The following is a 23551-nucleotide window of genomic DNA, read 5'->3' as shown; positions in this document are numbered from 1 at the left end:
AAAAAACTCATTTTAAAGCTATTTAAAATACACATATCATTAAAAATTAGTAACTTAGTATATAATTTTTAATCACACAGCATCATGGAAAATGTAAAAAGTTTGAATAAATGGGCGAATTCGCACACTTATTTACCAGTTGATTTAGTACGTATTGTTTTGGGTGGATTTTTATTTATGAAAGGTGTCTCGTTTGTCACCAATATTCAATACCTGCATGATTTAATTTCCCCTATTGATAAATTTGGAGGAGGAATGTTTATGCTGCATTACATTGCTCCTGCTCATATGATTGGTGGTATAATGATTATTTTCGGGCTATTGACACGTTGGGCAATCGCGGCTCAATTGCCTATTTTATTTGGTGCAGTTCTCGTAAACTTTATGGGAAAAATGCACTCTGAAAGTTTAGTTTTAGCTTTAGTCGTTTTATTTATCTGTATTTTCTTCCTCTTTTACGGAAGTGGCAAACATTCTGCAGATTACTATTTTAAAATGCAACAATAACATCTTAAATCCTCAGTTTTTTAAATAAAATACTGAGGATTTTTTTTGAGTGTTAATTAATTCTATAAAATTTCATTAATTGTGTTTTATGACTTAAATTCGCCGAAATGAATTGGATTCGTAAAACCGTTGTATTTATTGCACTTTTGATTGCAGGTTTGTTTGCTTATCAGGCAGACACAGCCTCTGTGCACATAAATGAGACACAAAAAACGGATTCTAATTTCTGCAAAGAAATTGGAGATTCATCTGCATTTATACAGCCGCAAGGAAGTTATCAGTTTGCAGCGAATATCAAAACCACTTCATCTGGGATATTAAAGTGTTTAGATTCTTTTCTACCTCTTATCCCACAACATCAAACAATTACATCTACTTCAGCATACACAAAACTATTTACTACTCAAAGTAAAAAAGTTTCAGTCATACTTTATGCTTTCCATTTTTTCTGGTAAATAAAATTTGATTTTAGACGAAGATTATTCTTCAAACTATAACCGCTTTCTAACGAAAAGCCGGTGTATATCATTTATTTATTTCATTAAAACATTATGGAAACTACAACAACCATTATGGGGATTGTGATTTTAATTATTGTCGCAATTCCAGTATATTTTTCTGCACGTTCAAGCGCTGCAAGTAAATCGAGAATTTTAAATATTAAAAAGAGATTTAATCCTTCTAATCCAGAAAGTTTTGATTTGACAGAATCGATCAACAATAAAACATTAACACTGGATCAAAAAAATAATAAATTCATTCTGATGAATTTCAATCCAAATCAGCAAGAATCAATTTATGTTGATTTAAATACAATTGATTCATGTAAATTAATTCCAACTACAGACGCACATTCGAATACCATTATTAAAATTGATTTCGAATTTCAGGACAAAGAAACATCTAAAAAGATAATAATTCCATTCTATGATTTTGATGACGACCGCATCAAACAGATTAGTGTCTATCAAGATCATCAGTTTGCAAAAAAATGGCTTAAAATCATCCAAGATTCTATTTCACGTTAGTTATTTAATTCAACTAAAGAGGCTCAAATTTGAGCCTCTTTTTTTTGCCCTTTACATGATATTTGTCATTTTATCTCCGTCGTTGAAGTTTTAATTTTGATGTAAACTAAATCCGTCATTATGAAAATCTCTTTGACACAAAAGTACAATGTTCCAGGCCCAAGATATACAAGCTATCCGACAGTTCCGTATTGGAATGAAGCTGATTTCACAACTGAAAAATGGATCACTTCTTTGCAAAAATCATTCTCAGAAAGCAATTCAAAAAACGGAATTAGTTTATACATTCATCTGCCTTTCTGCGAAAGCATGTGTACCTTTTGCGGATGCAATAAACGCATTACTAAAAACCATTCTGTTGAAGAAACTTATATTAAAGCGCTTTTAAAAGAATGGCATTTATATTGCAAAATACTTCCAGAAAAACCTATTATTAAAGAAATACATTTAGGCGGAGGAACTCCAACTTTCTTTTCTAAAGAAAATCTGGAATTGCTGATCACTGGAATTTTCAGCTATGCTGTAAAAGCAGAAAATCATGAATTTAGTTTTGAAGGACATCCAAATAATACGACTCACGAACAGCTAAAAAAATTATATGATTTGGGCTTTCGCCGAGTAAGTTTTGGTGTTCAGGATTATTCTGCTACTGTTCAAAAAGCTATTAATAGAATTCAGCCGTTTCATAATGTTGCCAAAGTGACTTTTTGGGCAAAAGAAATTGGTTATACTTCTATTGGTCACGATATTATTTTCGGACTTCCATTTCAAACTATTGAAGATGTTATTGATACAGTTGAAAAAACAAATTCTTTAAAACCAGATCGATTAGCTTTTTACAGCTATGCTCATGTACCTTGGATAAAGGGCAACGGACAACGCGGTTTTAATGAAGAAAATCTTCCGAAAGATGCCGAAAAAAGACAGCTTTATGAAATAGGGAAAAAACTGCTTTCACAAAATGGTTATCATGAAATAGGAATGGATCATTTTGCTTTAGAAACAGATAGTTTATTTAAAGCAGCTCATAATGGTAATTTACACAGAAATTTTATGGGATATAGTGCTTCTAAAACACAAGTTATGATTGGTTTGGGAGTTTCTTCCATCAGTGACAGCTGGTATAGTTTTGCTCAAAACACTAAAAATCTAGAAGATTATTATCAATTATTAGAATGGGATAAACTTCCTGTCGTAAAAGGGCATATTTTAAATAAAGAAGATTTAATTATCAGAAAACATATTTTGAATTTAACTTGTGAACTAGAAACTTCTTGGACAAAAGAATATCTAAATTTTCAAGAACTTCCTGAAGTTTTAATTGCTTTAAAAGAAATAGAAAATGATGGTTTAATTGTCATTGAAGAAAATTCAATTAAAATTACAGAAGAAGGAAGACCTTTTGTACGTAACATCTGCATGGCTTTTGACTTGCATCTAAAAAGAAAGTCACCGGAAACAAATCTGTTTTCGATGACTGTATAATTAAGTAAGATATATTTTTAATGACAATTTGGAGTCTGTTGCACAAATAAACTCATATTAGATGGTGAAACATAAGGAATTCCAAGTCCTAATCCTCTGAGAATAAATAAGACTCCAATAATTACAGCTACATACGGAATTGCCTTTTGGATTTTGTTTCTGAAAGGCAATTTTAGCAATGAATTCACATAAACTACAACTGTCATCAACGGTATCGTTCCTATTCCAAATAAAAGCATATAAAGAACACCAAAACTAGCGCTCTGCATTGCAATTGCTCCAAATAAAGCAACGTAAACCATTCCGCATGGTAAAAAGCCATTTAACAAACCAATTGTAAAAAGAGATTTATAACTTTTGTTTTTAAACTGGCTTCCTAAATTTGATTTGATTTTTGAAATGATTTTGTAAACAGGTTTTGAAAAATTATAATTCGCAAATCTCTTCTCTGGAATTAAAACCACAACAATCATAATTATACCAATTATTATGGACATTTTTTGCTGTAATCCGGCAAGAAAAAAGCCTCTTCCTAATAATCCAAAAATTAATCCGATTGTAGCGTAAGCCGCCAAACGACCGAAATGATATGTCATGATCTGCGTTATCTTTTTTGCTTCATTTTGCCTGTCTACAGGAAGCATCATAGCAATTGGTCCGCACATTCCAACGCAATGCAGACTACTGATAAGACCTAAAAAGAATGCTGAGAATAACATTTTGAGATTAGTTTACGTAAATCACTTCTTTAGTTAAATATTTTTTGCCTTCGTACTGCCATTCCATATTAACATCCCAGCGTCCTTTAATTAGTTTTTTCTGCGGAATTATCAATGAAGAATTGGTCAAAGCTATCTGAGTATTAAAATCAAACTTTTTATTTGAAGGTCTGTATAACAAAATATTTCCTTTTACTTTTTCGCTTTCGAATCCAGCAGGAAAAGTTACGGATACACCGTTATTCTCTGTATATTTTATTGACGGTTTATGCTGTAAATCATGCGCATTTTGAATTCTCGCCATTTCTTCCTGAAAGTGCGTGTCATGTTTATAATATTCTTCGACAACCAAATCATTATCGTATTTAGAATTTGATTGCACTTCAAAAACAAAATATAAAATAAATGTCATAAACAATCCGAATGCAATGACTATTCCTGTTCCCCAATTAATTTTCATAATAATATATTTTAATTAAAACTGCGTGGTCCTAAGAAATTTGTTGTTGTAGTTTCTATGAGTTCAGAACCATTATAAACTCCTATTTTGACTTTTGTTTTATCGCTTTCTAAGAGAACTTCATTGATTTCTATAAATAATGTTCCTTGAGAAATTCCTTCTTTAGCAACTTTAAAATGCTGTTTCCCAACATTTTTAATTGTTCCCTTTTGATCGATCAATCCAAAATGAATATCATTGTAATCTTTCATTGTTTTGTTTACAATTTTATAAGTGTAAACATTACTGATTTTATCTCCATTATGCTGAAATAACTGCCCAGGTAAACGTAAAACAACTGCTTGAACATCTGTTCTTAAAAATAGCATTCCGACAAAAATGCTTAGTAAGATGAAGAGAACTGCAGAATACCCTTTCATTCTTGCTGTAAACTTGAAAGGTTCTTTTTTAGCAATTTCGTCTTCAGAAGCATATCGAATAAGACCTTTTGGTAATCCAACAGATTCCATAATATGATCGCATTCATCGATACAAGCTGTACAATTTGTACATTCTAATTGTGTTCCGTTTCTGATGTCAATTCCCATCGGACATACATGAACACACTGAAGACAGTCTATACAATCTCCTTTTCCTGTTAAAGCTCGATCTTCATTTTTTTTGAATTTTGCACGCCCTTCTTCTTTTTCTCCTCGCACAAAATCATAAGCCACATTAATCGATTTATTATCTAAAAGAACTCCTTGCAATCTCCCGTACGGACAGGCAATAATACAAACCTGTTCGCGAAACCAAACAAAAACGAAGTAAAAAACGCCTGTAAAAATAAGAAGTGCAATAAAATTACTTGCCTGCGAAATTGGACCTTGTTCTATCATTAAAAACAATTTGTCGCTTCCAACTAAATATGCTAAAAAGACATTTGCAATAAGGAAAGAAATTAAAAAGAAAATAGTCCATTTTACGAACCTTTTTCTAATTTTTTCTGCATTCCATTCTTGCCTTGCCAAACGAGTTTGCGCACCGCGATCTCCATCAATCCAATATTCGATACGACGAAAAACCAGCTCAAGAAAAATGGTTTGCGGGCAAATCCAGCCGCAAAAAATCCTTCCAAAAACAACCGTAAATAAAAGTATGAAAACAACACCGATAAGCATTGAAATCACAAAAAGATAAAAATCCTGCGGCCAAAAAGGAAATCCAAAAATATTAAAACGACGTTCTAAAATATTGAACATCATAAACTGGTTTCCGTTTACTTTTATAAACGGATTTATGAATAAAATTGCGAGTAAAACGTAACTGACAATCTTTCTATAATCATAAAATTTACCAGACGGTTTTTTAGGGAAAATAAATTTCCGTTTACCACCTTCATCTATAGTTCCGATGGTATCTCTAAACGCTTCGTCTGGTAAATTTGACATGATATTTGTATTCTAATTATTTTTTAACTTGTGTGGTATCTGTTTTCGGAGCAACAGCTGTTGCATCGTTTATTGGAGCGCTTTCATCTACCCAAACCTCTCCTTCTGGTTCTTTTGGATCTTTCGGATTACTTCCTTGTAAAGACAAAATATAACTGGCAACCTTCTGAATTTCTTTTGGTTTAAGAGTTCCTTTCCACGAAATCATACCTTTACCGTCTCTACCTCCGTTTGTAATGGTGTGGAATAGATTTTTAATTCCTCCTCCTAAAATCCAGCGGTCATCTGTTAAGTTTGGTCCAATTTGTCCCCCTCCATCTGCTCTGTGGCAAGCCGCACAGTTTGTTGTAAAAATTTCTTTTCCGGTTGCTAAACTTGGTTCATCGGTAAGTAGAACAACTGTTTTTTCATCCATTAAATCTGGTGCTGTTTTTAGATATTCTTCAACATCAATTTTTGCCTGAGCCATCTCTTTCTTCAACTCCATTTCTTGATTGTCAGCTCCAAGAACATCGTAACGAACAACATAGATTACACCGAAAATGATACAGATATAGAACAAATACACCCACCAAGGCGGTAAATTGTTGTCAAGTTCTTTAATTCCATCATAATCATGATCCATTAAAAGTTCGCCTTCTTTTTCAATTGGTGATGTTTTCGTTAGCCTTTGAATTAGGTTTTTAAACCATGTGCTTTCTTTTAAGCTTAAACTTTCTTCATATTCTTTTTTCGCTTTTTCTTCTGGTGTCATTAATTGATACATAACACGGTTTACAGCGCTAAGCGTAATTTCAATAGCAATTAAAATGAATAAGAAGACAAACAAGAAAACGGAAACCATCGGAAATTTTACAAACCCTGGTTTATCTCCAGAGTCAATAAAATACTCCATCAAACCAAATACGATGAAAAAAATCAACGGTAATCTAACATATACTGGGAAAAACTTTTTCATTTTTATATCTCTTTTGTAATTACACTAAGTCCTTCATCTAAAGGTATATTACTCATTTCCTGAATTTTTTCTTTTCTATAAGAGAATACCCAAATGCCCAATCCTACAAAGAAGAAGAAGAAAATCAAGAGGGAAATAATCGGGTATAATTCTACACCCGATATTGTTTCCATATTGTGTTTTATTTGTTCGAACATAATGCTGTTATTTAGTTTCTTTTACTTTAATATCAGTACCAAGTCTTTGAATATAAGCGATCAAAGCAACGATTTCTCTTTCATTCATCGGAATGAATTTCTCTCCTTTTGCAACAGCTTTTTTCTTGCTGTCTTCATAACTTTTCACAAAATCAGGATCACTTTCTAAGCTTTTTTCAATTTTAACCGCCTGTTCTCTTAAAGTTCTTTGTGCATTTGCAACATCTGCTGGAGAATATGGGACACCTAATGAAATCATGGCCTGCATTTTCTTTTGCGTCAATGAAATATCCATTGGTTTATTATCAAAAAGCCATTTATAACCTGGCATAATAGATCCTGCAGACGTACTTTGTGGATTCCACATATGGTTAAAGTGCCAGTTGTCGTTGTATTTTCCTCCAACTCTCAATAAATCAGGACCTGTACGTTTTGATCCCCATAAGAATGGATGGTCGTAAACAAATTCACCCGCTTTAGATTGAACACCATAACGCTCAACTTCACTTCTGAATGGACGAACTGATTGAGAGTGACATCCTACACAACCTTCTCTGATGTATAAATCACGCCCTTCTAATTCTAAAGGTGTGTATGGTTTTACACTCGAAATTGTCGGAATATTTGATTTCACCATAATCGTTGGTACAATCTGAATGACACCTCCAATTAAAATAGCAATCGTCGCTAAAATTGTTAATTGAATTGGTTTTCTTTCTAACCAAGAGTGGAATTTCTCCCCTCTCACTCTTCCGCTGCTGATTCTTTGCAAAGCAGGAGCCTGAGCTAATTCGTCTTCAACTGGAGAACCTTGTTTAACTGTCATTATGATATTGTAAACCAATGTCAGCATACCAATTAAGTATAAACTACCACCGATAGCTCTCATCCAATACATTGGCATAATAGCCGTTACGGTTTCAAGGAAGTTACCATAAGTTAAAGTCCCGTCTGGATTAAACTGTTTCCACATAGAAGCTTGTTGAAAACCTGCTACATATAATGGAATTGTATAAACGATAATACCTAAAGTTCCAATCCAGAAATGGAAGTTTGCTAATTTCTTAGAGAACAAATCGGTTTTTGTCATTCGAGGAATTAACCAATAAATAATAGCAAACGACATAAAACCATTCCAAGCCAACGCTCCAACGTGTACGTGAGCAACGATCCAGTCAGTATAGTGCGCGATAGCATTTACATTTTTAAGAGAAAGCATTGGTCCCTCAAACGTTGCCATTCCGTAACCTGTAATTGCTACTACAAAGAATTTTAAAACTGGTTCTTCACGAACTTTATCCCAAGCACCTCTCAGCGTTAAAAGTCCATTAATCATACCTCCCCAAGATGGAGCAATTAACATTACTGAGAATGCAACTCCTAAATTCTGTGCCCAGTTTGGCAAAGCAGAATATAATAAATGGTGAGGCCCAGCCCAGATATAAATAAAGATTAAAGACCAAAAGTGAATAATAGATAATCTATATGAGTAAACAGGTCTATTGGCAATTTTAGGAACGAAATAATACATTAATCCTAAAAACGGAGTTGTAAGGAAAAATGCCACCGCATTGTGTCCGTACCACCATTGTACAAGTGCATCTTGAACACCAGCGTAAACAGAATAACTTTTTAAAGCCGAAACTGGAATTTCGATATTGTTAAAAATGTGCAGTACCGCTACTGTTACAAATGTTGCAAGATAAAACCAGATTGCTACATATAGATGGCGCTCTCTACGGCGTAACATTGTACCAATCATGTTAATCCCCATTACAACCCAAATTAAAGCGATTGCAATATCAATTGGCCACTCCAGCTCTGCATATTCTTTAGAAGAAGTATAACCTAACGGAAGTGTAATCGCTGCAGCAACAATAATTAACTGCCAGCCCCAGAAATGAAGGTTACTTAAAAAATCACTAAACATTCTGGCTTTTAATAATCTCTGCATAGAATAATACATTCCGGCAAAGAATGCGTTACCCACAAAGGCAAAAATAACGGCATTGGTGTGTAATGGTCTTAAACGACCGTAACTAAGCCACGAAATCCCATCTGTTATGTTGGGAAAAAGGTACATTACCGCCAAGGTAAGCCCTACTAACATACCCACAACTCCAAAGAGTATTGTGGCATAAATGAATTTTTTTACAATTTTGTTGTCGTAATAAAACTGTTCCATTTCCATAATTATACTTGTTTTTCTTCTATTGGTGAATTATTATTTTGGGAAATAATTTTGGTCTCATCGTCAAAAAGAATTCTGACAGAAGGTGTATAATCGTCGTCGTACTGGCCAGATTTGACAGCAATAATGAAAGCAATGAAGAAACAAATTGCCACGAAAATACTTACTGAAATTAAAAGATAAATAACACTCATACCGTAAATTTATGTTAACAAAATTACTAGGCAATCGGCGTTTAAAATATGATAATTATCATGCTTAGAGAAGAATAATAAAATTAAAAAAAATATCTTTTGAATTATTTATAACTATTCTAAATTTCTGTTACTGAAATAGTTAGACATAAAAGTTACAAAACTTACAATAGTGATTGTACTCAATGGCATTATGATTGCCGCAACCAAAGGCTGAAGGTTTCCTGTGACTGCAAACGCTAGCCCAACAACGTTGTAAAGCAATGATAAAGTAAAGCTCATCTTAATGATAAAAATTGCTTTTTTTGAAAGTTTTAAAAAATAATTTAAACGTGAAAACTCTGTAGCATCTAATATCGCATCACATGCTGGAGAAAACACATTTACATTCTCTGAAATAGAAATTCCAACATTACTTTGCGCTAATGCACCAGCGTCATTTAGTCCATCGCCGACCATCATTACATTTTGTCCTTGATCTTGAAGCTTTTTGATGAATTCGAGTTTTTGTTCAGGTTTCTGGTTGAAAATCAATTCAGTGCCTTTAGGAAGAATCGCTTCTAAATTCGCCCTTTCACCGTCATTATCTCCTGAAAGTACTTTAATCTTATAATCTTTACTCAAGGTCGAAAAGAGTTTTTCTAAACCTTCACGATACTGATTTTGAAAAGTAAATTTTCCAAAATAAATCCCTCCTATTTTAATATGTAAAGCTGTTTTCTCAATTTCCGAACCATCTGTAGCTATATCATGTACAAATTGACCTGAACCAATCTTAATTTCCTTAGTTTCAATTACAGCCAAAATTCCTTTTCCAGTAATTTCTTGAAAACTCTCTACAGCAATGCGTTTTGTTTCTGGCAGAAAATCGTAAAGCATGCGGCTTAACGGATGATTTGAACCTCGTAAAACATTCTTAATCAAAATGATATTCTCGTCAGAAATAGTATTTCCTTCGTAAAGAATATTTGATTTTTTATTGGTTGTAATAGTTCCCGTTTTATCAAAAACAATCGTATCAACTTTAGCCAGCTGTTCTATCACGACGGCGTTTTTCAGATAGAATTTCTTCTTTCCTAAAATTCTCAAAATATTACCAAAAGTAAATGGAGCCGTTAATGCTAACGCGCAAGGACAAGCAACAATTAAAACCGCAGTAAATACATTAAAAGCAATATTTGCATCTATAGATACCCAGTAACCAAAACCAGCAAAGGCAATCAATAATAGTATTGGTGTAAAATAACGGCTTATCGCATCTGTTATGGTTTTGTGTTTTTGATCTACTTTCTTCTGAAAAATCTCGTTACTCCATAATTGAGTCAAATAACTTTGTGAAACCGAATGCAAAACTTCCATTTCTATGACTTTTCCAATTTGTTTTCCTCCTGCAAAAATCTTATCACCAGATTTTTTAGTAATCGGAACAGCTTCTCCAGTCACAAAACTATAATCAATTTCGGCATTTTCACTTATCAATATTCCATCAACTGGAATAAGTTCTTGGTTGCGAATCAATAAACGATCGCCTTTTATAACATCATAAATGGCAACATTATCTTCTGAAGTATCTTTATTTATTTTTGTAACAGCAATTGGAAAATACGATTTAAAATCCCTTTCGAAACTTAAAAAACTATATGTTTTAATCTGAAACATTTTACCAAGAAGCATGAAAAATACTAAACTGGCTAAACTGTCAAAAAAACCAGGTCCGTGATCCATTAACATATCGTAAGTGCTTCGAATAAACATTACAATAATTCCTAATGCAATTGGAATATCAATATTAAGCATTCTAGTTTTAATGCTATGATAAGCAGAAACATAATAACCACTCGCCGAATATAAAAAACTTGGTAATGCTAAAAGAAAAATAAGCAGTCTAAAAAATGGTTTGTAACTATCTAGCCAAAATTCTTTCATTTCGAAATATTCTGGAAATGAAAGCAGCATAATATTTCCAAAACAGAAAAAAGCAACTCCTAGCTTATACGTTAAACTTCTGTCAACCTTTGCCTTTGCATTTCCATAATTTTCTAAACTAATATAGGGTTCATAGCCGATTGAACTCAATAAATAAACAATCTCTTTTAAAGAAACTATATTTGAGTTAAACGTAATTCGAACTTTCTTTTCATGGAAATTAACCTGAGAAATACTGATTCCTGACTGAAGACGGTTTAGATTTTCTAAAATCCAAATACAAGAACTGCAATGAATGTGTGGAATATTTAAAGAAACAATTGCTGTATTTCCTTCCTGAAATTCTAAAATTTTAGAAAGTATCGATTCGTTCTCTAAAAAGTCGTATTTGCCTTTGATGTCAAGCGGCGTGGCACCAGGCGATTTTTCAAAATCATAATAAGAGGTCAAGTCATTAACGCTGAAAATTTCGTAAACCGTTTTACAGCCTGTACAACAAAACTTCTTATCATCAAACTCAATTTCTTCATTTTGTTCAATAGATAAACCACAATGAAAACAACTTTGCTCCCTCATAAACTTGTTTTTATTTGTCGCAAATTTCCAATTAAAGCACAATTATTAAGATGATAATTGTCATGTTCTATTGAAATTGAATTCTAATTTAATAAAATAAAAGAGTCCAAATTAAGATGTGCCTTATTTTATTATAATTTTATCATGTAATACTGCTTCAAAACCTTAAATATCCTTATTTTTGCAGCAAACAACTATTGTCATGAATAAATGTGATCAATGCATTGTACGTCAGCTAAGCTCTTTAAAAGCACTTAATAAAGAGGAAGTTATAAAATTAGCAAACAGCAAAACCACTTATAAAATTAAAAAAGGTGAAGCGCTTTTTGAAGAAGGCGAAGTTACCAATGGTGTTTTTTGTGTAAAAGATGGCGTTGGAAAACTTTCTAAATTGAGCGCAAACGGAAAAGATCAAATTGTAAAACTGGTAAAATCTGGTGAACTTCTTGGACAGCGCTCGATGATTAGTAATGAGCCTGCAAACTTGACAGCAAAAGCAATTGCAGATATGGAAGTTTGTTTTATTCCGAAAACAGAAATCATAAATTTCTTTAACAGCAATAATCAGTTTTCTTTGAATATGATGCAATCTGTCTGCGAAGATTTGAAAGAATCTGAAAATGAGAAAATTGCTTTAGTTCAAAAAACAGTTAAACAGCGACTTGCCGAAACTTTGCTTCATTTACACGATGAATTTGGTGAAGACACTGATAAAACATTAAAAGTGCAATTGACCAGAGAAGAATTAGCTGGAATTATCGGTACGGCAACAGAAAGCTGTATTCGTCTATTATCTGATTTTAATAAATTAGGTTTAATTGAATTGGTTGGAAAAAAAATTATGCTTAAAGACGTTCGCGCTTTAAAGAAATTAGCCGATAATTAAAGCTTTTTAGCTTCATTCCAGAAAACATCCATTTCTGCGAGTGTCATATCCATTAGTGGTTTTCCTAATTCATCTGCTTTGCCTTCAAGATATTGAAAACGTTTAATAAACTTTTTATTGGTTCTTTCTAAAGCATCTTCTGGATTTACATTTAAAAATCGAGCGTAATTAATCATCGAGAATAATACATCGCCGAACTCATCTTCTATTTTATCTTGGTTTCCAGATTGAACTTCCTCTTGCAGTTCTTGTAATTCTTCTTGAACTTTATCCCAAACTTGATGAGGTTCTTCCCAGTCAAAACCTACACCTTTTACCTTATCTTGAATTCTGCTCGCTTTTACCAATGCAGGAAGACTTCTTGGAACTCCTTCTAAAACAGATTTTTTTCCTTCTTTTAGTTTTAACTTTTCCCAGTTTTGTTTTACTTCTTCTTCATTCTCCACTTTTACATCTCCGTAAATATGAGGATGGCGATGAATTAGTTTTTCGCAGATTTCATTGCAAACGTCTGCAATATCAAAATCACTGGTTTCGCTACCGATTTTAGCGTAAAAAACAATGTGAAGCAACAAATCTCCAAGTTCTTTTTTAACTTCATTTAAATCATTATCCAAAATAGCATCGCCTAATTCGTAGGTTTCTTCAATCGTTAAATGTCTCAATGTCTGTAGGGTTTGCTTTTTATCCCACGGACATTGTTCACGAAGTTCGTCCATGATATTTAATAATCTTTCAAACGCTTTTAACTGATTTTGTCTATTCATTTTGAAGTTCTTTAGATTTAAACTCGATTGTGTAAAATTAAAAAATCCTGTCAAGAAAACATCTTAACAGGATATTATATATTCAAAAAGAAAAGTTTTTATTCTTCTTCTTTTTTAGCTTTTGCTTTTTTTGCAGCTGGAGCTTTTTTAGGTTTTTCTGCAGCAGCTGGAGCTTCTTCTTTTGGTTCTTCAACCGCAGGAGCTAAATCTGTTACTAAACCTTTTGCTTGAAGTGTATTATACCAGTTTAATACTTTTTTAATATCTGATGGATAAACTCTTTCTTCATCGTAATCTGGAAGAATTTGTTTAAAATAAGCTGCTAAAGTAGCATTGTCTTCTTTGTGAGAAATTGCTTGACCTTTGTTTTCTTTAACGGCAATCTGCTGCATTACTTCAGTTAACGGTTTCTCACCTGCATAAGTGTAAATCGAAATTTCAGACAATAAACTTACATTGCTTTTTAGATTTACAGTAATTTTCTTTCCATCAATTAATGATTCCGCCACAAAACCTGTACGAGTTTGAACTTTTAACTCATATAAACCTGGTTTTCCTGAAATGGCTAAAATTTTCGTTAAATTCATTTTTATTAAAATTAGTATTAAGAATTTGCTTTATTTTTTTTCTAAAGATACTTTAGAAATTTTATCTTCCTTTTTTTGCTGCGAAAAACTTCATTCTATATTCCTGAAACGTTTTTCCTTCAGTAATATTTTTTAGTTTCTTTTGAATCAGACGTTTTTTAAGAGACGAAATTTTATCTGTAAACAAAATTCCTTCAATATGATCATATTCGTGCTGAATAACTCTTGCGATTAAACCGTCAAATACTTCCGTTTTCATTACAAAATCCTCTTCGCAATATTCGATTGTAACGGTTGGTTTTCTGTAAACATCTTCACGTACATCCGGAATACTCAAACAGCCTTCGTTAAAACCCCATTCCTCACCTTCTTCTTTTACGATTTTAGCGTTGATAAAAGTCTTTTTAAAACCTTTCAAATCTTTTTGTTCTTCTGAAGGAAGATCATCGTCATCGCTAAAAGGCGTTGTATCAATTACAAACAAACGAATCGGAAGTCCAACCTGCGGTGCAGCAAGCCCAACTCCGTACGCATTATACATAGTCTCGTACATATTTGCGATTGTTTCTTTTAGGTTTGGATATTCTGGCGTAATGTCCTGCCCAACTTTTCTTAAAACAGGATCACCGTATCCTACAATTGGTAAAATCATTTGTTTTTGTTTATATTTTTAAGCTGTAAAAAAACAGAATTAAAGTTCTGATAATTCAGCTGGCAAAAATAGTAAAAAATAGTCAATGAATAATTCTTATACTATTTTATATCATATTTTTTAATTGTCGTTAGAAATCTCAGCTATAATTATGCCAAAATCACTCTTACAATTCTTACCTTTGCTAGTAAACGGCTATTTATGATTGATAAAATTTCAAAATTTACTAACAGTACTTCATTTTTCAATGCCTCAAAAGTAACTATCGCTTCTGTTGTTCCTGTTTTGGTTTTAAATTTTTTGGGTCATTTCGAAATTGGTTTTACTATTGCGCTTGGAGCTTTTTACACATATCCCAGCGATATACCGAGTTCTCTTAGCCATAAAATTAAAGGATTAATTGCCGCATCTTTTATCGTTTCTGGAGTAAACTTACTTGTAAATCTGGTTTATCCGTATCCTTTTCTTTTTTATATCTTTTTAGGATTTCTTCTTTTTATATGTTCCATGATTTCGGTCTACGGACAGCGCGCAACTTTGATTTCTTTCTCCGCTTTACTATCGATTTCGCTTTCTTTTGGGCATTTGCATGAAGGCTGGGAAGCTTTTGAATATTCGGGTTTTATATTTATTGGAGGAATTTTATATTTAATTGTATCACTTGTATTTCATTTTGTACAACCTTATAAATATGTAGAACTTCAAATTGCTGAGGGAATAAAACTGACCGCCAAATATTTAAAATTAAGAGGCGATTTATGGAGTCCAGAAGCCAATAGGAGAGCAATTATTGAAAAACAACTGGCTGTTCAGGTAGAATTAAATCTTATACATGAAGATTTAAGAAAAATGCTTATTGGAAATCAGAATGCTTCTGGAATCACGAGTCAGAATAGAAAGATGCTTTTGGTTTTTATTACTTTGGTTGAAATTCAGGAACTTGCTCTTTATACATCTTTCGACCATAGTAAACTTCATGAAAAGTTTGCTAAACATCCAGATGTTTTAAGAACGTATCAAAATGTTGCTTACAAACTAGCTTCGACTTTAAAAAAGCTTTCTAAAAATGTTCGTCATATTAGTGTATATGTTGACAAACACGATTTGAAAAATGAATTGGACGCTCTAGAATTTGCCATTTTTGATTACGAAAAAACATTAGGAAAAGAAGAAGCCGCAGAAGGTGTTTTGATGCTGACAAATATGCTGAAATACGCCAAAAATCAGGTTGGAAAAATCAAAATTATTCAGCGAGCATTTTCTTTGGCGATGCAGTCTTATAAATTAAAAGATAAAGATAAAGAGCTTGAGAAATTCTTGACTCCGCAATATTATCCGTTACGAACTTTAATCGAGAACTTAAGTTATTCTTCATCTATTTTTAGACATTCGATAAGGTTAACTATTACGATTTTGATTGGATTTTTCCTCGGACAAGTACTGCCTTTTCAAAATGTATATTGGATTTTATTAACCATAGTTGTAATCATGCGACCTGGTTACGGACTCACAAAAGAACGATCTTACAATAGAATTTTCGGAACGGTTTTGGGCGGACTGATAGCTTTTGGAATTGTATCTGTTATTCAAAACCACGTTGCGCTGAGTATTTTCTCTATTGTTTGTATGCTTTTGGGAATTTCATTTACACAGATTAATTATAAAATAAGCGCCACGTTTGTGACAATGTATGTTGTTTTTATTTACGGAATTCTAACTCCAGATATTAACGAAGTAATTCAGTACAGAATATTAGATTCGCTTGCGGGTGCAATTTTGGCTTTTATTGCCAATCACTTTTTATGGCCAGCTTGGGAATTTATTAATACGCCAATTCATATTGAAAATTCAATTCGCGCCAACAGAACGTATTTAAAAGAAATTGCTGATTTTTATAATAAAAAAGGAGAAGTTCCAACATCTTATCGTTTAGCGAGAAAAAATGCTTTTGTTGAAATTGGCAATTTAATGACTTCTTTTCAGCGAATGATGCAAGAACCAAAATCGAAGCAAAAAACTATGCCGTTGGTTAATAAATTAGTGGTTTTAAATCACTCTTTATTATCAGCTTTAGCTTCACTTTCAACCTATATTCAGTCGCACCAAACGACTTCTGCTTCAGAATCATTCAATTATATTATAAAAACAATTTTAGCCAATCTTGATCATGCCATTGCTGTTTTAAGAAATGAAGTTATTTTGAAAGATACTTTTTTTGAAAAAGAAGATGTGACGCTACAATTTGAAGAATTAAAAAGAAAAAACTTCACGCGTCTTGCCGAAGATGATGATTTGGACAAAGAAACGCGTCAAGCTAAAATGCAAGAAGCATCTATGGTTATTGAGCAATTAATTTGGATGAGTAATCTTGCCGAAAAAATTCTAAAAAACACAACCGATCTAAAAGCAACAAATCCAGATTAATTAATCTGGATTTGTTTTTTATTCTAAATAATTGAGAAGCTTATTTTATTTTTAAAACTTCTGCTGTATGTTTTCTAACCTCTGCCAAAAGCTCTGGTTTTTCATTTAACTTCTGACCATAAGAAGGGATCATTGTTTTTAATTTCGCTTCCCATTCTGGCGTCTTAATTTGATTTCCAAAACATCTTCCAACCAAATCAACCATAATTCCAACAGCTGTAGAAGCTCCTGGAGACGCACCTAATAAAACAGCCAAAGTTCCGTCGTGAGTATTAATAACCTCTGTACCAAACTCTAAAACTCCACCTTCTTTTTCATCTTTTTTAATAACCTGAACACGTTGCCCTGCTTTTTCTAATTTCCAATCTTTAGAACGTGCCGTTGGAAGATATTCGCGTAAAGCTTTCATTCTATCTTTTGGAGATTGACGAACTTGCTCAATCAAATATTTTGTTAGTGGAATATTATGATAACCAGCCGCCAACATCGGAATTAAGTTATTTGCTTTAATTGATAAAGGCAAATCTAAATAAGATCCGTTTTTAAGAAAACGAGTTGAAAATCCTGCAAATGGACCAAAAAGAAGTGCTTTTTCGCCATCAATTACACGAGTATCAATATGAGGAACAGACATTGGAGGAGCTCCAACACTAGCTTTTCCGTAAACTTTTGCTGCGTGTTTTGCAATTACTTCTGGATTTGTACATTTAAGCCATTGTCCACTTACTGGAAAACCTCCGTAACCATTTCCTTCTGGAACATTTGCTTTTTCTAATAAAGGCAAAGAACCTCCACCAGCACCAATAAATACAAATTTAGTATACGCTTTGCGTTTTCTTCCAGTCGATAAATCTGTGATTTTTATTCTCCAAGATTTATCTTCACGCTGTCTTAATTTTTTAACTTCATGATTAAAGAACAAAGAAACGCCGTCTAGTTTTTCTAAGTAATTAAACATACTTCTTGTTAAAGCACCAAAATTTACATCGGTACCAATTTCCATATGAGTCGCAGCTAATTTTTCGTCAGCATTACGTCCTTCCATAACCAATGGCATCCATTTTTGAAGCTGTTCAAAATCGGTACTAAAAGTCATGTCAGCAAAAATCGGATTGCTTTGAAGTGCGTCGAATCTCTTTTTTAAATAATCAACGTTTTTGTCACCCCATACAAAACTCATATGAGGAACGCTTTTAATAAAATTATCTGGAGAAGGAACTTTATTTTCCTGCACTAAGTAAGACCAAAATTGGCGAGAAATCTCAAATGATTCTGCAATACTTATTGCTTTTTTAGGATCTATACTTCCGTCTGCCTTTTCTGGAGTATAATTTAATTCACAAAAAGCAGAGTGACCAGTTCCTGCATTATTCCAAGCATCAGAGCTTTCTGCTGCAGCAACATCTAATCTTTCGTAAATTTCAATTTTTATATCTGGTTGTAATTCTTTCAAAATTACTCCGAGAGTGGCACTCATTATTCCAGCGCCAATGAGTACTACATCACTATTTGAACGTATGGTTTCGTCAGGCATAACAGTATTTTTATTTAAAGTGCAAAGGTACTTTTTTAATTGCAAAAAAAAACTAATTTTTACATGATAAAAGTTAGGAATTTCTAAAAACCTTTAAATTATAAACAAAAAAACCGTCCTACAGCGTTATTTTTTTGAAGAAAGATAATCTTGAAGCAAAATTGTAGCAGAAATTTCGTCAATTAATCCTTTGTTCTGACGCTGCTTTTTATTTAAGCCACTGTCAATCATAGTTTGGAATGCCATTTTTGAGGTAAATCGCTCGTCTACTCTTATTATTTTTATTTCGGGAAACAAATTCGCAAAATGTTTTGCAAAACCATTAATCACAGAAGCGCTTTGAGAAGGAAGTCCATTCATTTGTTTTGGCTCTCCAATTAAAACCGCTTCGACTTTTTCTTTTGAAAAATAATCTTTTAAAAAATCGGTCAAAGTATGGGTTGGAATTGTTGTTAACCCCGAAGCGATAATCTGCATTTCGTCTGTAACTGCAATTCCTGTGCGTTTTTGTCCGTAATCTATGGAGAGGATTCTTGGCATGTTTCAAGTTTTGAGCAAATTTACTTCAATTTTTTTTATGATTTTATTTCAAAAGACAAATGTTATTCTTTTGAATGTAAATAAAAATTAAACCAAAAATCCGCCTTGAAAGATTCAAGACGGACTTTCTATCCAAATATTCAAAAACCTAAAAAATAACTTCTATTTATCTTCCGAACAATCGACTGAAAAAACCTCTATGTTCCTCTTCTTCCTCCCCCTCTTCTTCTACATAATTCGAAAATTTAGCTTGTGATTTTTCGTGTTCAAAAATCAACTCCTTAATATATTCTACGTAAGTTCTCTTTTTTTCTTCTAGAAAACCAATTAAGTATTTCTCACTAAATTCAACTCCGCTTGCTGCTTCAATTTGCAGTAACTTTTTGTACAAAGGTTCTATATGTACAGCAATTACTTCTTGCGGTACAGCTTGTCTACGAGCAAAGTAATTTACAATTACATCATTTTCGTCTCGAGCAATATCGAAATCGGTAATTACCCAATAATATCTTCCCGATTTTGCAAGGTTTTTTACAATGGCATGAAAATTTTTTCCGTTTTTAAGATTCTCCCAAAGCACCTTAAAAATAACTTTCGGCATGTCCGGGTGACGTATAATATTATGCGGCTGCCCCATTAATTCGTAGTCTTCGTAACCACAAACATCTACAAAAACTTCATTGGCATATTCTATAATACCAAAGGCATTAGTTTTACTCATAATAACTCGGGTTTTGTCCCAAGCTACTTCTTTATCAATGATTACTCTGTTCTGAAACTGATTTTCTTGATTCATACTTACTGCTTATATGATTATTTTGTTTGAATGGAATGTTTTTCAACACAGCGAAATTACTTAGAAGAAAAAGCACAAAATCTGACTTTTGTCATATTTTGACATAAAAAAAACTTTTAGAGCTAACTGTGTAAATTATTAAATAAACCATATCAAAAAGTCTTACAAATAAGAAACAAAAAGTTAAATATGTAACATTTTCAAATCGTTTTACTTTTTTCGATTTCTACAAATACCTTATCTTTGCCAAAAATTAAAACGTATGAATTCTTTACAGACTATAATTGAACAAGCTTGGGAAAACAGAGCTTTATTACAAGAAACTACAACAACTGACGCCATTAGAGAAGTGATCGAATTGGTAGACGCAGGAAAACTACGTGTTGCTGAACCAGTTGGTGACAAATGGCAAGTAAACGAATGGGTTAAGAAAGCTGTTGTTATGTATTTCCCAATTCAAAAAATGGAAACATGGGAATCTGGTATTTTCGAATATCACGATAAAATGTTACTAAAAAGAGATTATGCTGCAAAAGGAATTCGCGTTGTGCCAAATGCTGTTGCTCGTTACGGCGCTTACATTTCTAGCGGTGTTATTTTAATGCCAAGTTATGTAAACATCGGTGCATATGTTGACGAAGGGACAATGGTTGACACTTGGGCAACTGTTGGAAGCTGTGCTCAAATTGGTAAAAATGTACACTTAAGCGGTGGTGTTGGTATTGGTGGTGTTCTTGAGCCACTACAAGCTGCTCCAGTTATTATCGAAGATGGCGCTTTTATCGGTTCTCGCTGTATCGTTGTTGAAGGTGTACACGTTGGTAAAGAAGCAGTTCTTGGTGCAAACGTATGTTTAACAGCTTCTACTAAAATTATCGATGTTACAGGTGATGAACCAGTTGAAATGAAAGGTTTTGTTCCTGCTCGTTCAGTGGTTATTCCTGGAAGTTATACTAAAAAATTCGCTGCTGGAGAATTTCAAGTTCCTTGTGCTTTAATCATTGGTACTCGTAAGCCATCTACAGATTTAAAAACTTCTTTAAACAATGCGCTTCGTGAATATGATGTTGCGGTTTAATATTTTATAGTATATAAATTTCAATTTTAAAAAAATCCAAATTCCTTTCTATAAAATGATTGGAATTTGGATTTTTTTTGCTTCAATTTGTAGTTCATTAATACATCCTTATTTTAAATGAAGATACTTGTAATCCAACAAAAAATGATTGGAGATGTTTTGGTAAGCAGTATTATTTGCAATAACCTCCGAACTGCTTATCCAGATGCGCAAATAGATTATTTAGTCTACACTTCTACAACTCCAGTTTTAGAAGGAAATTCTAGCATTGACAATGTAATTTTATTTGAAGAAAAACATCGAAAAAGCAAAAAAGAACTTTTAAAATTAGGAATTCAACTTCGAAAAGAAAATTACGATATATTAATTGATGCTTATTCGAAATTAGAAAGCTGGATTTTGGTTTTACTTAGTAATGCCAAAAGAAAAATTTCGTACAAAAAACCTGGAAGAACTTTTTTATACACAGACAATGTTCCGTTTGAACCATTTCCGAAGACTAATCTTGGACTTGCAATAGAAAGAAGGCTTTCTTTGTTAGAACCTCTTAATCTTAAAACAGAAATTAACCCAATTCCGAAATTGTTTGTTTCTGAAAAAGAAAATCAAGATGCAATCGCACTTTTTGAAAAACATCAGGTTAATAAAAACAGAAAAACAATTATGATAAGCCTTTTAGGAAGCGAAAAACTTAAAACTTATCCGCTAGAATTTATGGCGAAAGTGGTAGATTATGTGGCAGACAATGCTGACGTAAATATCCTTTTTAACTATTTTCCGAAACAATTAGAAGAAGCTAAAACTGTTTTTAATACTTGTAAACCTTCTACACAAAGCAAGATTTATTTCGATTTATTAGGCGGAGATTTAAGATCTTTTATTGGATTAGTCAATCAATGCGACGCTATTATCGGAAATGACGGAGGCGCTATAAATATGGCAAAAGCATTAGAAAAACCTTCTTTTATAATTTTTTCTCCTTGGATTGAAAAGAAAATCTGGGCGACTTTTGAAGACGGAATTCATCATCTTTCGGTTCATTTAAAAGATTATAGACCAGCTCTGTTTGAAAACAAAACAGAGAAAATGCTCAAAAAAGAATCACTCTCTTTATATGAGAAGTTTTTACCTGATTTTTTTGAAGATAGAATCAAATTGTTTTTAAAACAAAACGGCTTTAATTAATGGCAATGATTTCTTCAGAAAAACAATTATTATCAGCATTAATTATTACGCGAAATGAAGAACAAAACATTCAAAATGTTTTGGAAAATCTTTCATTTGCCGACGAAATTATTGTAGTAGATTCTTTTAGTTCTGACAGAACATTTGAGATTGCTTCATCTTTCAAGAATGTAAAAACAGTTCAGCATTCTTTTGAAAACTTTGCTTCTCAACGTAATTACGCCATAAATTTAGCTTCAAATTCTTGGATTCTTTTTATTGATGCCGACGAAAGAGTAACTCCAAATCTAAAAAAAGAAATCGAAACCGCTATTAATGAAGAAAATAAAGCTGTAGCCTATTTTATGTACCGAACTTTTATGTTTAAAGATAAAAGACTGAGATTCAGCGGTTGGCAGACTGATAAAATTATTCGTCTTTTTAAGAAGGAAAATGCTTTTTATAATCATGAAAAAATCGTTCACGAAAAACTGGTTATAAATGGCGAAGTAAGAAAATTAAAAAATAAATTAATTCACTTTTCTTACTCCACCTTTGATGATTATAAACAAAAAATGATTTTTTACGGAAAATTAAAAGCTCAAGAAGAACTTTCAAAAAACACCAAACCTAATTTTTTTCATTTTTATATCCGTCCTGCATATCAATTCTTAAATCAATTTGTGATTCGTTTAGGTTTTTTGGACGGCAAAAAGGGTTTGACTATTTGCTATTTAAATGCTTTGAGTGTTTCAGCTCGTTTTCAAGAACTTAAAAAAATCAGGATTTCGAAGCAACTGTAGCATATTGAAGATAGAAAATATCCAACTGCGTAAATAAAAACAAAATATTAAACAAATAAGGTTTTATGGACTTTGTTTTGTTTATTCCTTCGTGAGTTTTTACTAAATATCCTGCGTCTTTATACATTCTTTCTATACTTTTTCCTGTAAAGAATCGCATGTGAGTAAAATCCATAATACCGTGATCTTGGTATTTCCAATTTTTACTAAATAAAAACATCTTAAATTGATTATGATATCTAATATTTGGAATAGAACTAATTACAACACCTTTTTTAGAAAGTTTTGATTTTAAATCTTTTAACAAAGAATACGGATCAAATAAATGCTCTAAAACATCATTACAATAAATGGCATCAAAATAATTATCTGGCAATTGATCAATAAAATCTTCACACTTTCCGATAAAAACTCTATCTAAAACTTTTTCTGCTTCTTTGCCTTCTTCTGGCATTAACTCAATACCCCAAACTTCTCTATTATTTTCTTTTTTAAGATATTCTCCAAAACAGCCATTTCCACAGCCGATTTCTAATATTTTTTGCGAATCCTTTGGAAGATATTTTAACATCTCGAAACGCATTTTACTGTAATAAGAATCTGGTTTATTATCGTAGTTCATTTGTTAGTTTTTTATAAATATATAAAA

At 32.4% G+C, this 23551-nt stretch carries 24 protein-coding genes; 9 read left to right on the top strand and 15 right to left on the bottom strand.

Annotation, left to right across the window (positions count from 1 at the left end; translation table 11 throughout):
* Positions 1 to 84 precede the first annotated feature (84 nt).
* The 4 genes from NYQ10_RS12375 to hemN all read left to right on the top strand — a co-directional run bounded on the left by NYQ10_RS12375 (position 85) and on the right by hemN (position 3020).
* Positions 85 to 507 (top strand): DoxX family protein, encoded by a 423-nt coding sequence (locus tag NYQ10_RS12375; protein WP_289876640.1) that lies wholly within the window; start codon positions 85 to 87, stop codon positions 505 to 507.
* A 107-nt stretch (positions 508 to 614) separates the two neighbouring features.
* Positions 615 to 962: a hypothetical protein gene (locus tag NYQ10_RS12370; protein ID WP_289876639.1), complete on the top strand. Its 348-nt coding sequence runs from the start codon at positions 615 to 617 to the stop codon at positions 960 to 962.
* Between the two features lie 96 nt (positions 963 to 1058).
* On the top strand, positions 1059 to 1535 hold the full coding sequence (locus NYQ10_RS12365; protein WP_289876638.1) for a hypothetical protein: 477 nt from the start codon (positions 1059 to 1061) through the stop codon (positions 1533 to 1535).
* A 120-nt stretch (positions 1536 to 1655) separates the two neighbouring features.
* Positions 1656 to 3020, top strand: a complete 1365-nt coding sequence (gene hemN / locus NYQ10_RS12360) for an oxygen-independent coproporphyrinogen III oxidase (RefSeq protein WP_289876637.1) — start codon at positions 1656 to 1658, stop codon at positions 3018 to 3020.
* A 17-nt stretch (positions 3021 to 3037) separates the two neighbouring features.
* Here the strand turns inward: hemN and NYQ10_RS12355 are convergent, their stop codons facing one another.
* The 8 genes from NYQ10_RS12355 to NYQ10_RS12320 form a co-directional block, all read right to left on the bottom strand.
* Complete coding sequence (locus NYQ10_RS12355) at positions 3038 to 3739, bottom strand: sulfite exporter TauE/SafE family protein (protein WP_289876636.1); 702 nt, start codon at positions 3737 to 3739, stop codon at positions 3038 to 3040.
* A gap of 7 nt (positions 3740 to 3746) precedes the next feature.
* On the bottom strand, positions 3747 to 4199 hold the full coding sequence (locus NYQ10_RS12350; RefSeq protein WP_289876635.1) for a FixH family protein: 453 nt from the start codon (positions 4197 to 4199) through the stop codon (positions 3747 to 3749).
* Positions 4200 to 4210: 11 nt separating this feature from the next.
* A complete protein-coding gene (gene ccoG / locus NYQ10_RS12345) occupies positions 4211 to 5629 on the bottom strand; it encodes a cytochrome c oxidase accessory protein CcoG (protein WP_289876633.1) in 1419 nt (472 codons plus the stop codon).
* Between the two features lie 16 nt (positions 5630 to 5645).
* Complete coding sequence (locus NYQ10_RS12340; RefSeq protein ID WP_289876631.1) at positions 5646 to 6587, bottom strand: cbb3-type cytochrome c oxidase N-terminal domain-containing protein; 942 nt, start codon at positions 6585 to 6587, stop codon at positions 5646 to 5648.
* 2 nt (positions 6588 to 6589) lie between these two features.
* Positions 6590 to 6784, bottom strand: a complete 195-nt coding sequence (locus NYQ10_RS12335) for a CcoQ/FixQ family Cbb3-type cytochrome c oxidase assembly chaperone (protein ID WP_289876630.1) — start codon at positions 6782 to 6784, stop codon at positions 6590 to 6592.
* 7 nt (positions 6785 to 6791) lie between these two features.
* On the bottom strand, positions 6792 to 8975 hold the full coding sequence (ccoN, locus tag NYQ10_RS12330) for a cytochrome-c oxidase, cbb3-type subunit I (RefSeq protein ID WP_289876628.1): 2184 nt from the start codon (positions 8973 to 8975) through the stop codon (positions 6792 to 6794).
* Between the two features lie 2 nt (positions 8976 to 8977).
* A complete protein-coding gene (gene ccoS / locus NYQ10_RS12325) occupies positions 8978 to 9169 on the bottom strand; it encodes a cbb3-type cytochrome oxidase assembly protein CcoS (RefSeq protein WP_091491194.1) in 192 nt (63 codons plus the stop codon).
* Positions 9170 to 9283: 114 nt separating this feature from the next.
* On the bottom strand, positions 9284 to 11671 hold the full coding sequence (locus tag NYQ10_RS12320) for a heavy metal translocating P-type ATPase (RefSeq protein WP_289876626.1): 2388 nt from the start codon (positions 11669 to 11671) through the stop codon (positions 9284 to 9286).
* Between the two features lie 202 nt (positions 11672 to 11873).
* Here NYQ10_RS12320 and NYQ10_RS12315 point away from each other — a divergent pair, with 202 nt between their 5' ends.
* The gene (locus NYQ10_RS12315) at positions 11874 to 12557 is read left to right on the top strand and encodes a Crp/Fnr family transcriptional regulator (protein ID WP_289876625.1); all 684 of its coding nucleotides are present in this window, start codon (positions 11874 to 11876) and stop codon (positions 12555 to 12557) included.
* Here the strand turns inward: NYQ10_RS12315 and mazG are convergent.
* The 3 genes from mazG to def form a co-directional block, all read right to left on the bottom strand.
* Positions 12554 to 13324: a nucleoside triphosphate pyrophosphohydrolase gene (mazG, locus tag NYQ10_RS12310; protein ID WP_289876624.1), complete on the bottom strand. Its 771-nt coding sequence runs from the start codon at positions 13322 to 13324 to the stop codon at positions 12554 to 12556. The two genes, NYQ10_RS12315 and mazG, sit on opposite strands and share 4 nt — an antisense overlap.
* A gap of 98 nt (positions 13325 to 13422) precedes the next feature.
* A complete protein-coding gene (locus tag NYQ10_RS12305) occupies positions 13423 to 13911 on the bottom strand; it encodes a DUF5606 family protein (protein WP_289876623.1) in 489 nt (162 codons plus the stop codon).
* A gap of 61 nt (positions 13912 to 13972) precedes the next feature.
* Entirely contained in the window at positions 13973 to 14563 is a 591-nt protein-coding gene (gene def, locus NYQ10_RS12300; RefSeq protein WP_289876622.1) for a peptide deformylase, read from the bottom strand.
* Positions 14564 to 14764: 201 nt separating this feature from the next.
* Here def and NYQ10_RS12295 point away from each other — a divergent pair, with 201 nt between their 5' ends.
* Positions 14765 to 16987 carry an FUSC family protein gene (locus tag NYQ10_RS12295; RefSeq protein WP_289876620.1) on the top strand — a complete coding sequence of 741 codons (2223 nt, stop codon included), beginning with the start codon at positions 14765 to 14767 and terminating at the stop codon, positions 16985 to 16987.
* Positions 16988 to 17027: 40 nt separating this feature from the next.
* On the opposite strand, the gene NYQ10_RS12290 is transcribed toward NYQ10_RS12295, so the two are convergent.
* The 3 genes from NYQ10_RS12290 to NYQ10_RS12280 all read right to left on the bottom strand — a co-directional run bounded on the left by NYQ10_RS12290 (position 17028) and on the right by NYQ10_RS12280 (position 19857).
* Positions 17028 to 18521: a malate:quinone oxidoreductase gene (locus NYQ10_RS12290; RefSeq protein WP_289876619.1), complete on the bottom strand. Its 1494-nt coding sequence runs from the start codon at positions 18519 to 18521 to the stop codon at positions 17028 to 17030.
* A gap of 126 nt (positions 18522 to 18647) precedes the next feature.
* Positions 18648 to 19061 carry a Holliday junction resolvase RuvX gene (gene ruvX, locus NYQ10_RS12285; protein ID WP_289876618.1) on the bottom strand — a complete coding sequence of 138 codons (414 nt, stop codon included), beginning with the start codon at positions 19059 to 19061 and terminating at the stop codon, positions 18648 to 18650.
* 166 nt (positions 19062 to 19227) lie between these two features.
* Positions 19228 to 19857, bottom strand: a complete 630-nt coding sequence (locus tag NYQ10_RS12280) for a PAS domain-containing protein (RefSeq protein ID WP_289876616.1) — start codon at positions 19855 to 19857, stop codon at positions 19228 to 19230.
* A gap of 262 nt (positions 19858 to 20119) precedes the next feature.
* Between NYQ10_RS12280 and NYQ10_RS12275 the strand changes: the two genes are divergently transcribed.
* From NYQ10_RS12275 to NYQ10_RS12265, 3 genes are all read left to right on the top strand, one after another.
* A complete protein-coding gene (locus NYQ10_RS12275) occupies positions 20120 to 20935 on the top strand; it encodes a 2,3,4,5-tetrahydropyridine-2,6-dicarboxylate N-succinyltransferase (RefSeq protein WP_057118644.1) in 816 nt (271 codons plus the stop codon).
* A 117-nt stretch (positions 20936 to 21052) separates the two neighbouring features.
* Complete coding sequence (locus tag NYQ10_RS12270; RefSeq protein WP_289876615.1) at positions 21053 to 22120, top strand: glycosyltransferase family 9 protein; 1068 nt, start codon at positions 21053 to 21055, stop codon at positions 22118 to 22120.
* A gap of 5 nt (positions 22121 to 22125) precedes the next feature.
* On the top strand, positions 22126 to 22902 hold the full coding sequence (locus tag NYQ10_RS12265; protein WP_289876614.1) for a glycosyltransferase family 2 protein: 777 nt from the start codon (positions 22126 to 22128) through the stop codon (positions 22900 to 22902).
* Here the strand turns inward: NYQ10_RS12265 and NYQ10_RS12260 are convergent.
* On the bottom strand, positions 22880 to 23524 hold the full coding sequence (locus NYQ10_RS12260) for a class I SAM-dependent methyltransferase (protein WP_289876613.1): 645 nt from the start codon (positions 23522 to 23524) through the stop codon (positions 22880 to 22882). The two genes, NYQ10_RS12265 and NYQ10_RS12260, sit on opposite strands and share 23 nt — an antisense overlap.
* Between the last annotated feature and the right edge of the window lie 27 nt (positions 23525 to 23551).

Source organism: Flavobacterium johnsoniae (assembly GCF_030388325.1).
Taxonomy (GTDB): Bacteria; Bacteroidota; Bacteroidia; order Flavobacteriales; family Flavobacteriaceae; genus Flavobacterium; species Flavobacterium johnsoniae_C.
The sequence above is the reverse complement of the archived record's forward strand: the minus strand, read 5'-3'. Positions and strand labels throughout refer to the sequence as shown.

What these genes read in the sequence shown, in the direction of transcription:
- NYQ10_RS12375 (WP_289876640.1), top strand. Translation starts at nt 85, where the DNA reads ATGGAAAATGTAAAAAGTTTGAATAAATGGGCGAATTCGCACACTTAT.
- NYQ10_RS12370 (WP_289876639.1), top strand. Translation starts at nt 615, where the DNA reads ATGAATTGGATTCGTAAAACCGTTGTATTTATTGCACTTTTGATTGCA.
- NYQ10_RS12365 (WP_289876638.1), top strand. Translation starts at nt 1,059, where the DNA reads ATGGAAACTACAACAACCATTATGGGGATTGTGATTTTAATTATTGTC.
- hemN (WP_289876637.1), top strand. Translation starts at nt 1,656, where the DNA reads ATGAAAATCTCTTTGACACAAAAGTACAATGTTCCAGGCCCAAGATAT.
- NYQ10_RS12355 (WP_289876636.1), bottom strand. Translation starts at nt 3,739, where the DNA reads ATGTTATTCTCAGCATTCTTTTTAGGTCTTATCAGTAGTCTGCATTGC.
- NYQ10_RS12350 (WP_289876635.1), bottom strand. Translation starts at nt 4,199, where the DNA reads ATGAAAATTAATTGGGGAACAGGAATAGTCATTGCATTCGGATTGTTT.
- ccoG (WP_289876633.1), bottom strand. Translation starts at nt 5,629, where the DNA reads ATGTCAAATTTACCAGACGAAGCGTTTAGAGATACCATCGGAACTATA.
- NYQ10_RS12340 (WP_289876631.1), bottom strand. Translation starts at nt 6,587, where the DNA reads ATGAAAAAGTTTTTCCCAGTATATGTTAGATTACCGTTGATTTTTTTC.
- NYQ10_RS12335 (WP_289876630.1), bottom strand. Translation starts at nt 6,784, where the DNA reads ATGTTCGAACAAATAAAACACAATATGGAAACAATATCGGGTGTAGAA.
- ccoN (WP_289876628.1), bottom strand. Translation starts at nt 8,975, where the DNA reads ATGGAAATGGAACAGTTTTATTACGACAACAAAATTGTAAAAAAATTC.
- ccoS (WP_091491194.1), bottom strand. Translation starts at nt 9,169, where the DNA reads ATGAGTGTTATTTATCTTTTAATTTCAGTAAGTATTTTCGTGGCAATT.
- NYQ10_RS12320 (WP_289876626.1), bottom strand. Translation starts at nt 11,671, where the DNA reads ATGAGGGAGCAAAGTTGTTTTCATTGTGGTTTATCTATTGAACAAAAT.
- NYQ10_RS12315 (WP_289876625.1), top strand. Translation starts at nt 11,874, where the DNA reads ATGAATAAATGTGATCAATGCATTGTACGTCAGCTAAGCTCTTTAAAA.
- mazG (WP_289876624.1), bottom strand. Translation starts at nt 13,324, where the DNA reads ATGAATAGACAAAATCAGTTAAAAGCGTTTGAAAGATTATTAAATATC.
- NYQ10_RS12305 (WP_289876623.1), bottom strand. Translation starts at nt 13,911, where the DNA reads ATGAATTTAACGAAAATTTTAGCCATTTCAGGAAAACCAGGTTTATAT.
- def (WP_289876622.1), bottom strand. Translation starts at nt 14,563, where the DNA reads ATGATTTTACCAATTGTAGGATACGGTGATCCTGTTTTAAGAAAAGTT.
- NYQ10_RS12295 (WP_289876620.1), top strand. Translation starts at nt 14,765, where the DNA reads ATGATTGATAAAATTTCAAAATTTACTAACAGTACTTCATTTTTCAAT.
- NYQ10_RS12290 (WP_289876619.1), bottom strand. Translation starts at nt 18,521, where the DNA reads ATGCCTGACGAAACCATACGTTCAAATAGTGATGTAGTACTCATTGGC.
- ruvX (WP_289876618.1), bottom strand. Translation starts at nt 19,061, where the DNA reads ATGCCAAGAATCCTCTCCATAGATTACGGACAAAAACGCACAGGAATT.
- NYQ10_RS12280 (WP_289876616.1), bottom strand. Translation starts at nt 19,857, where the DNA reads ATGAATCAAGAAAATCAGTTTCAGAACAGAGTAATCATTGATAAAGAA.
- NYQ10_RS12275 (WP_057118644.1), top strand. Translation starts at nt 20,120, where the DNA reads ATGAATTCTTTACAGACTATAATTGAACAAGCTTGGGAAAACAGAGCT.
- NYQ10_RS12270 (WP_289876615.1), top strand. Translation starts at nt 21,053, where the DNA reads ATGAAGATACTTGTAATCCAACAAAAAATGATTGGAGATGTTTTGGTA.
- NYQ10_RS12265 (WP_289876614.1), top strand. Translation starts at nt 22,126, where the DNA reads ATGATTTCTTCAGAAAAACAATTATTATCAGCATTAATTATTACGCGA.
- NYQ10_RS12260 (WP_289876613.1), bottom strand. Translation starts at nt 23,524, where the DNA reads ATGAACTACGATAATAAACCAGATTCTTATTACAGTAAAATGCGTTTC.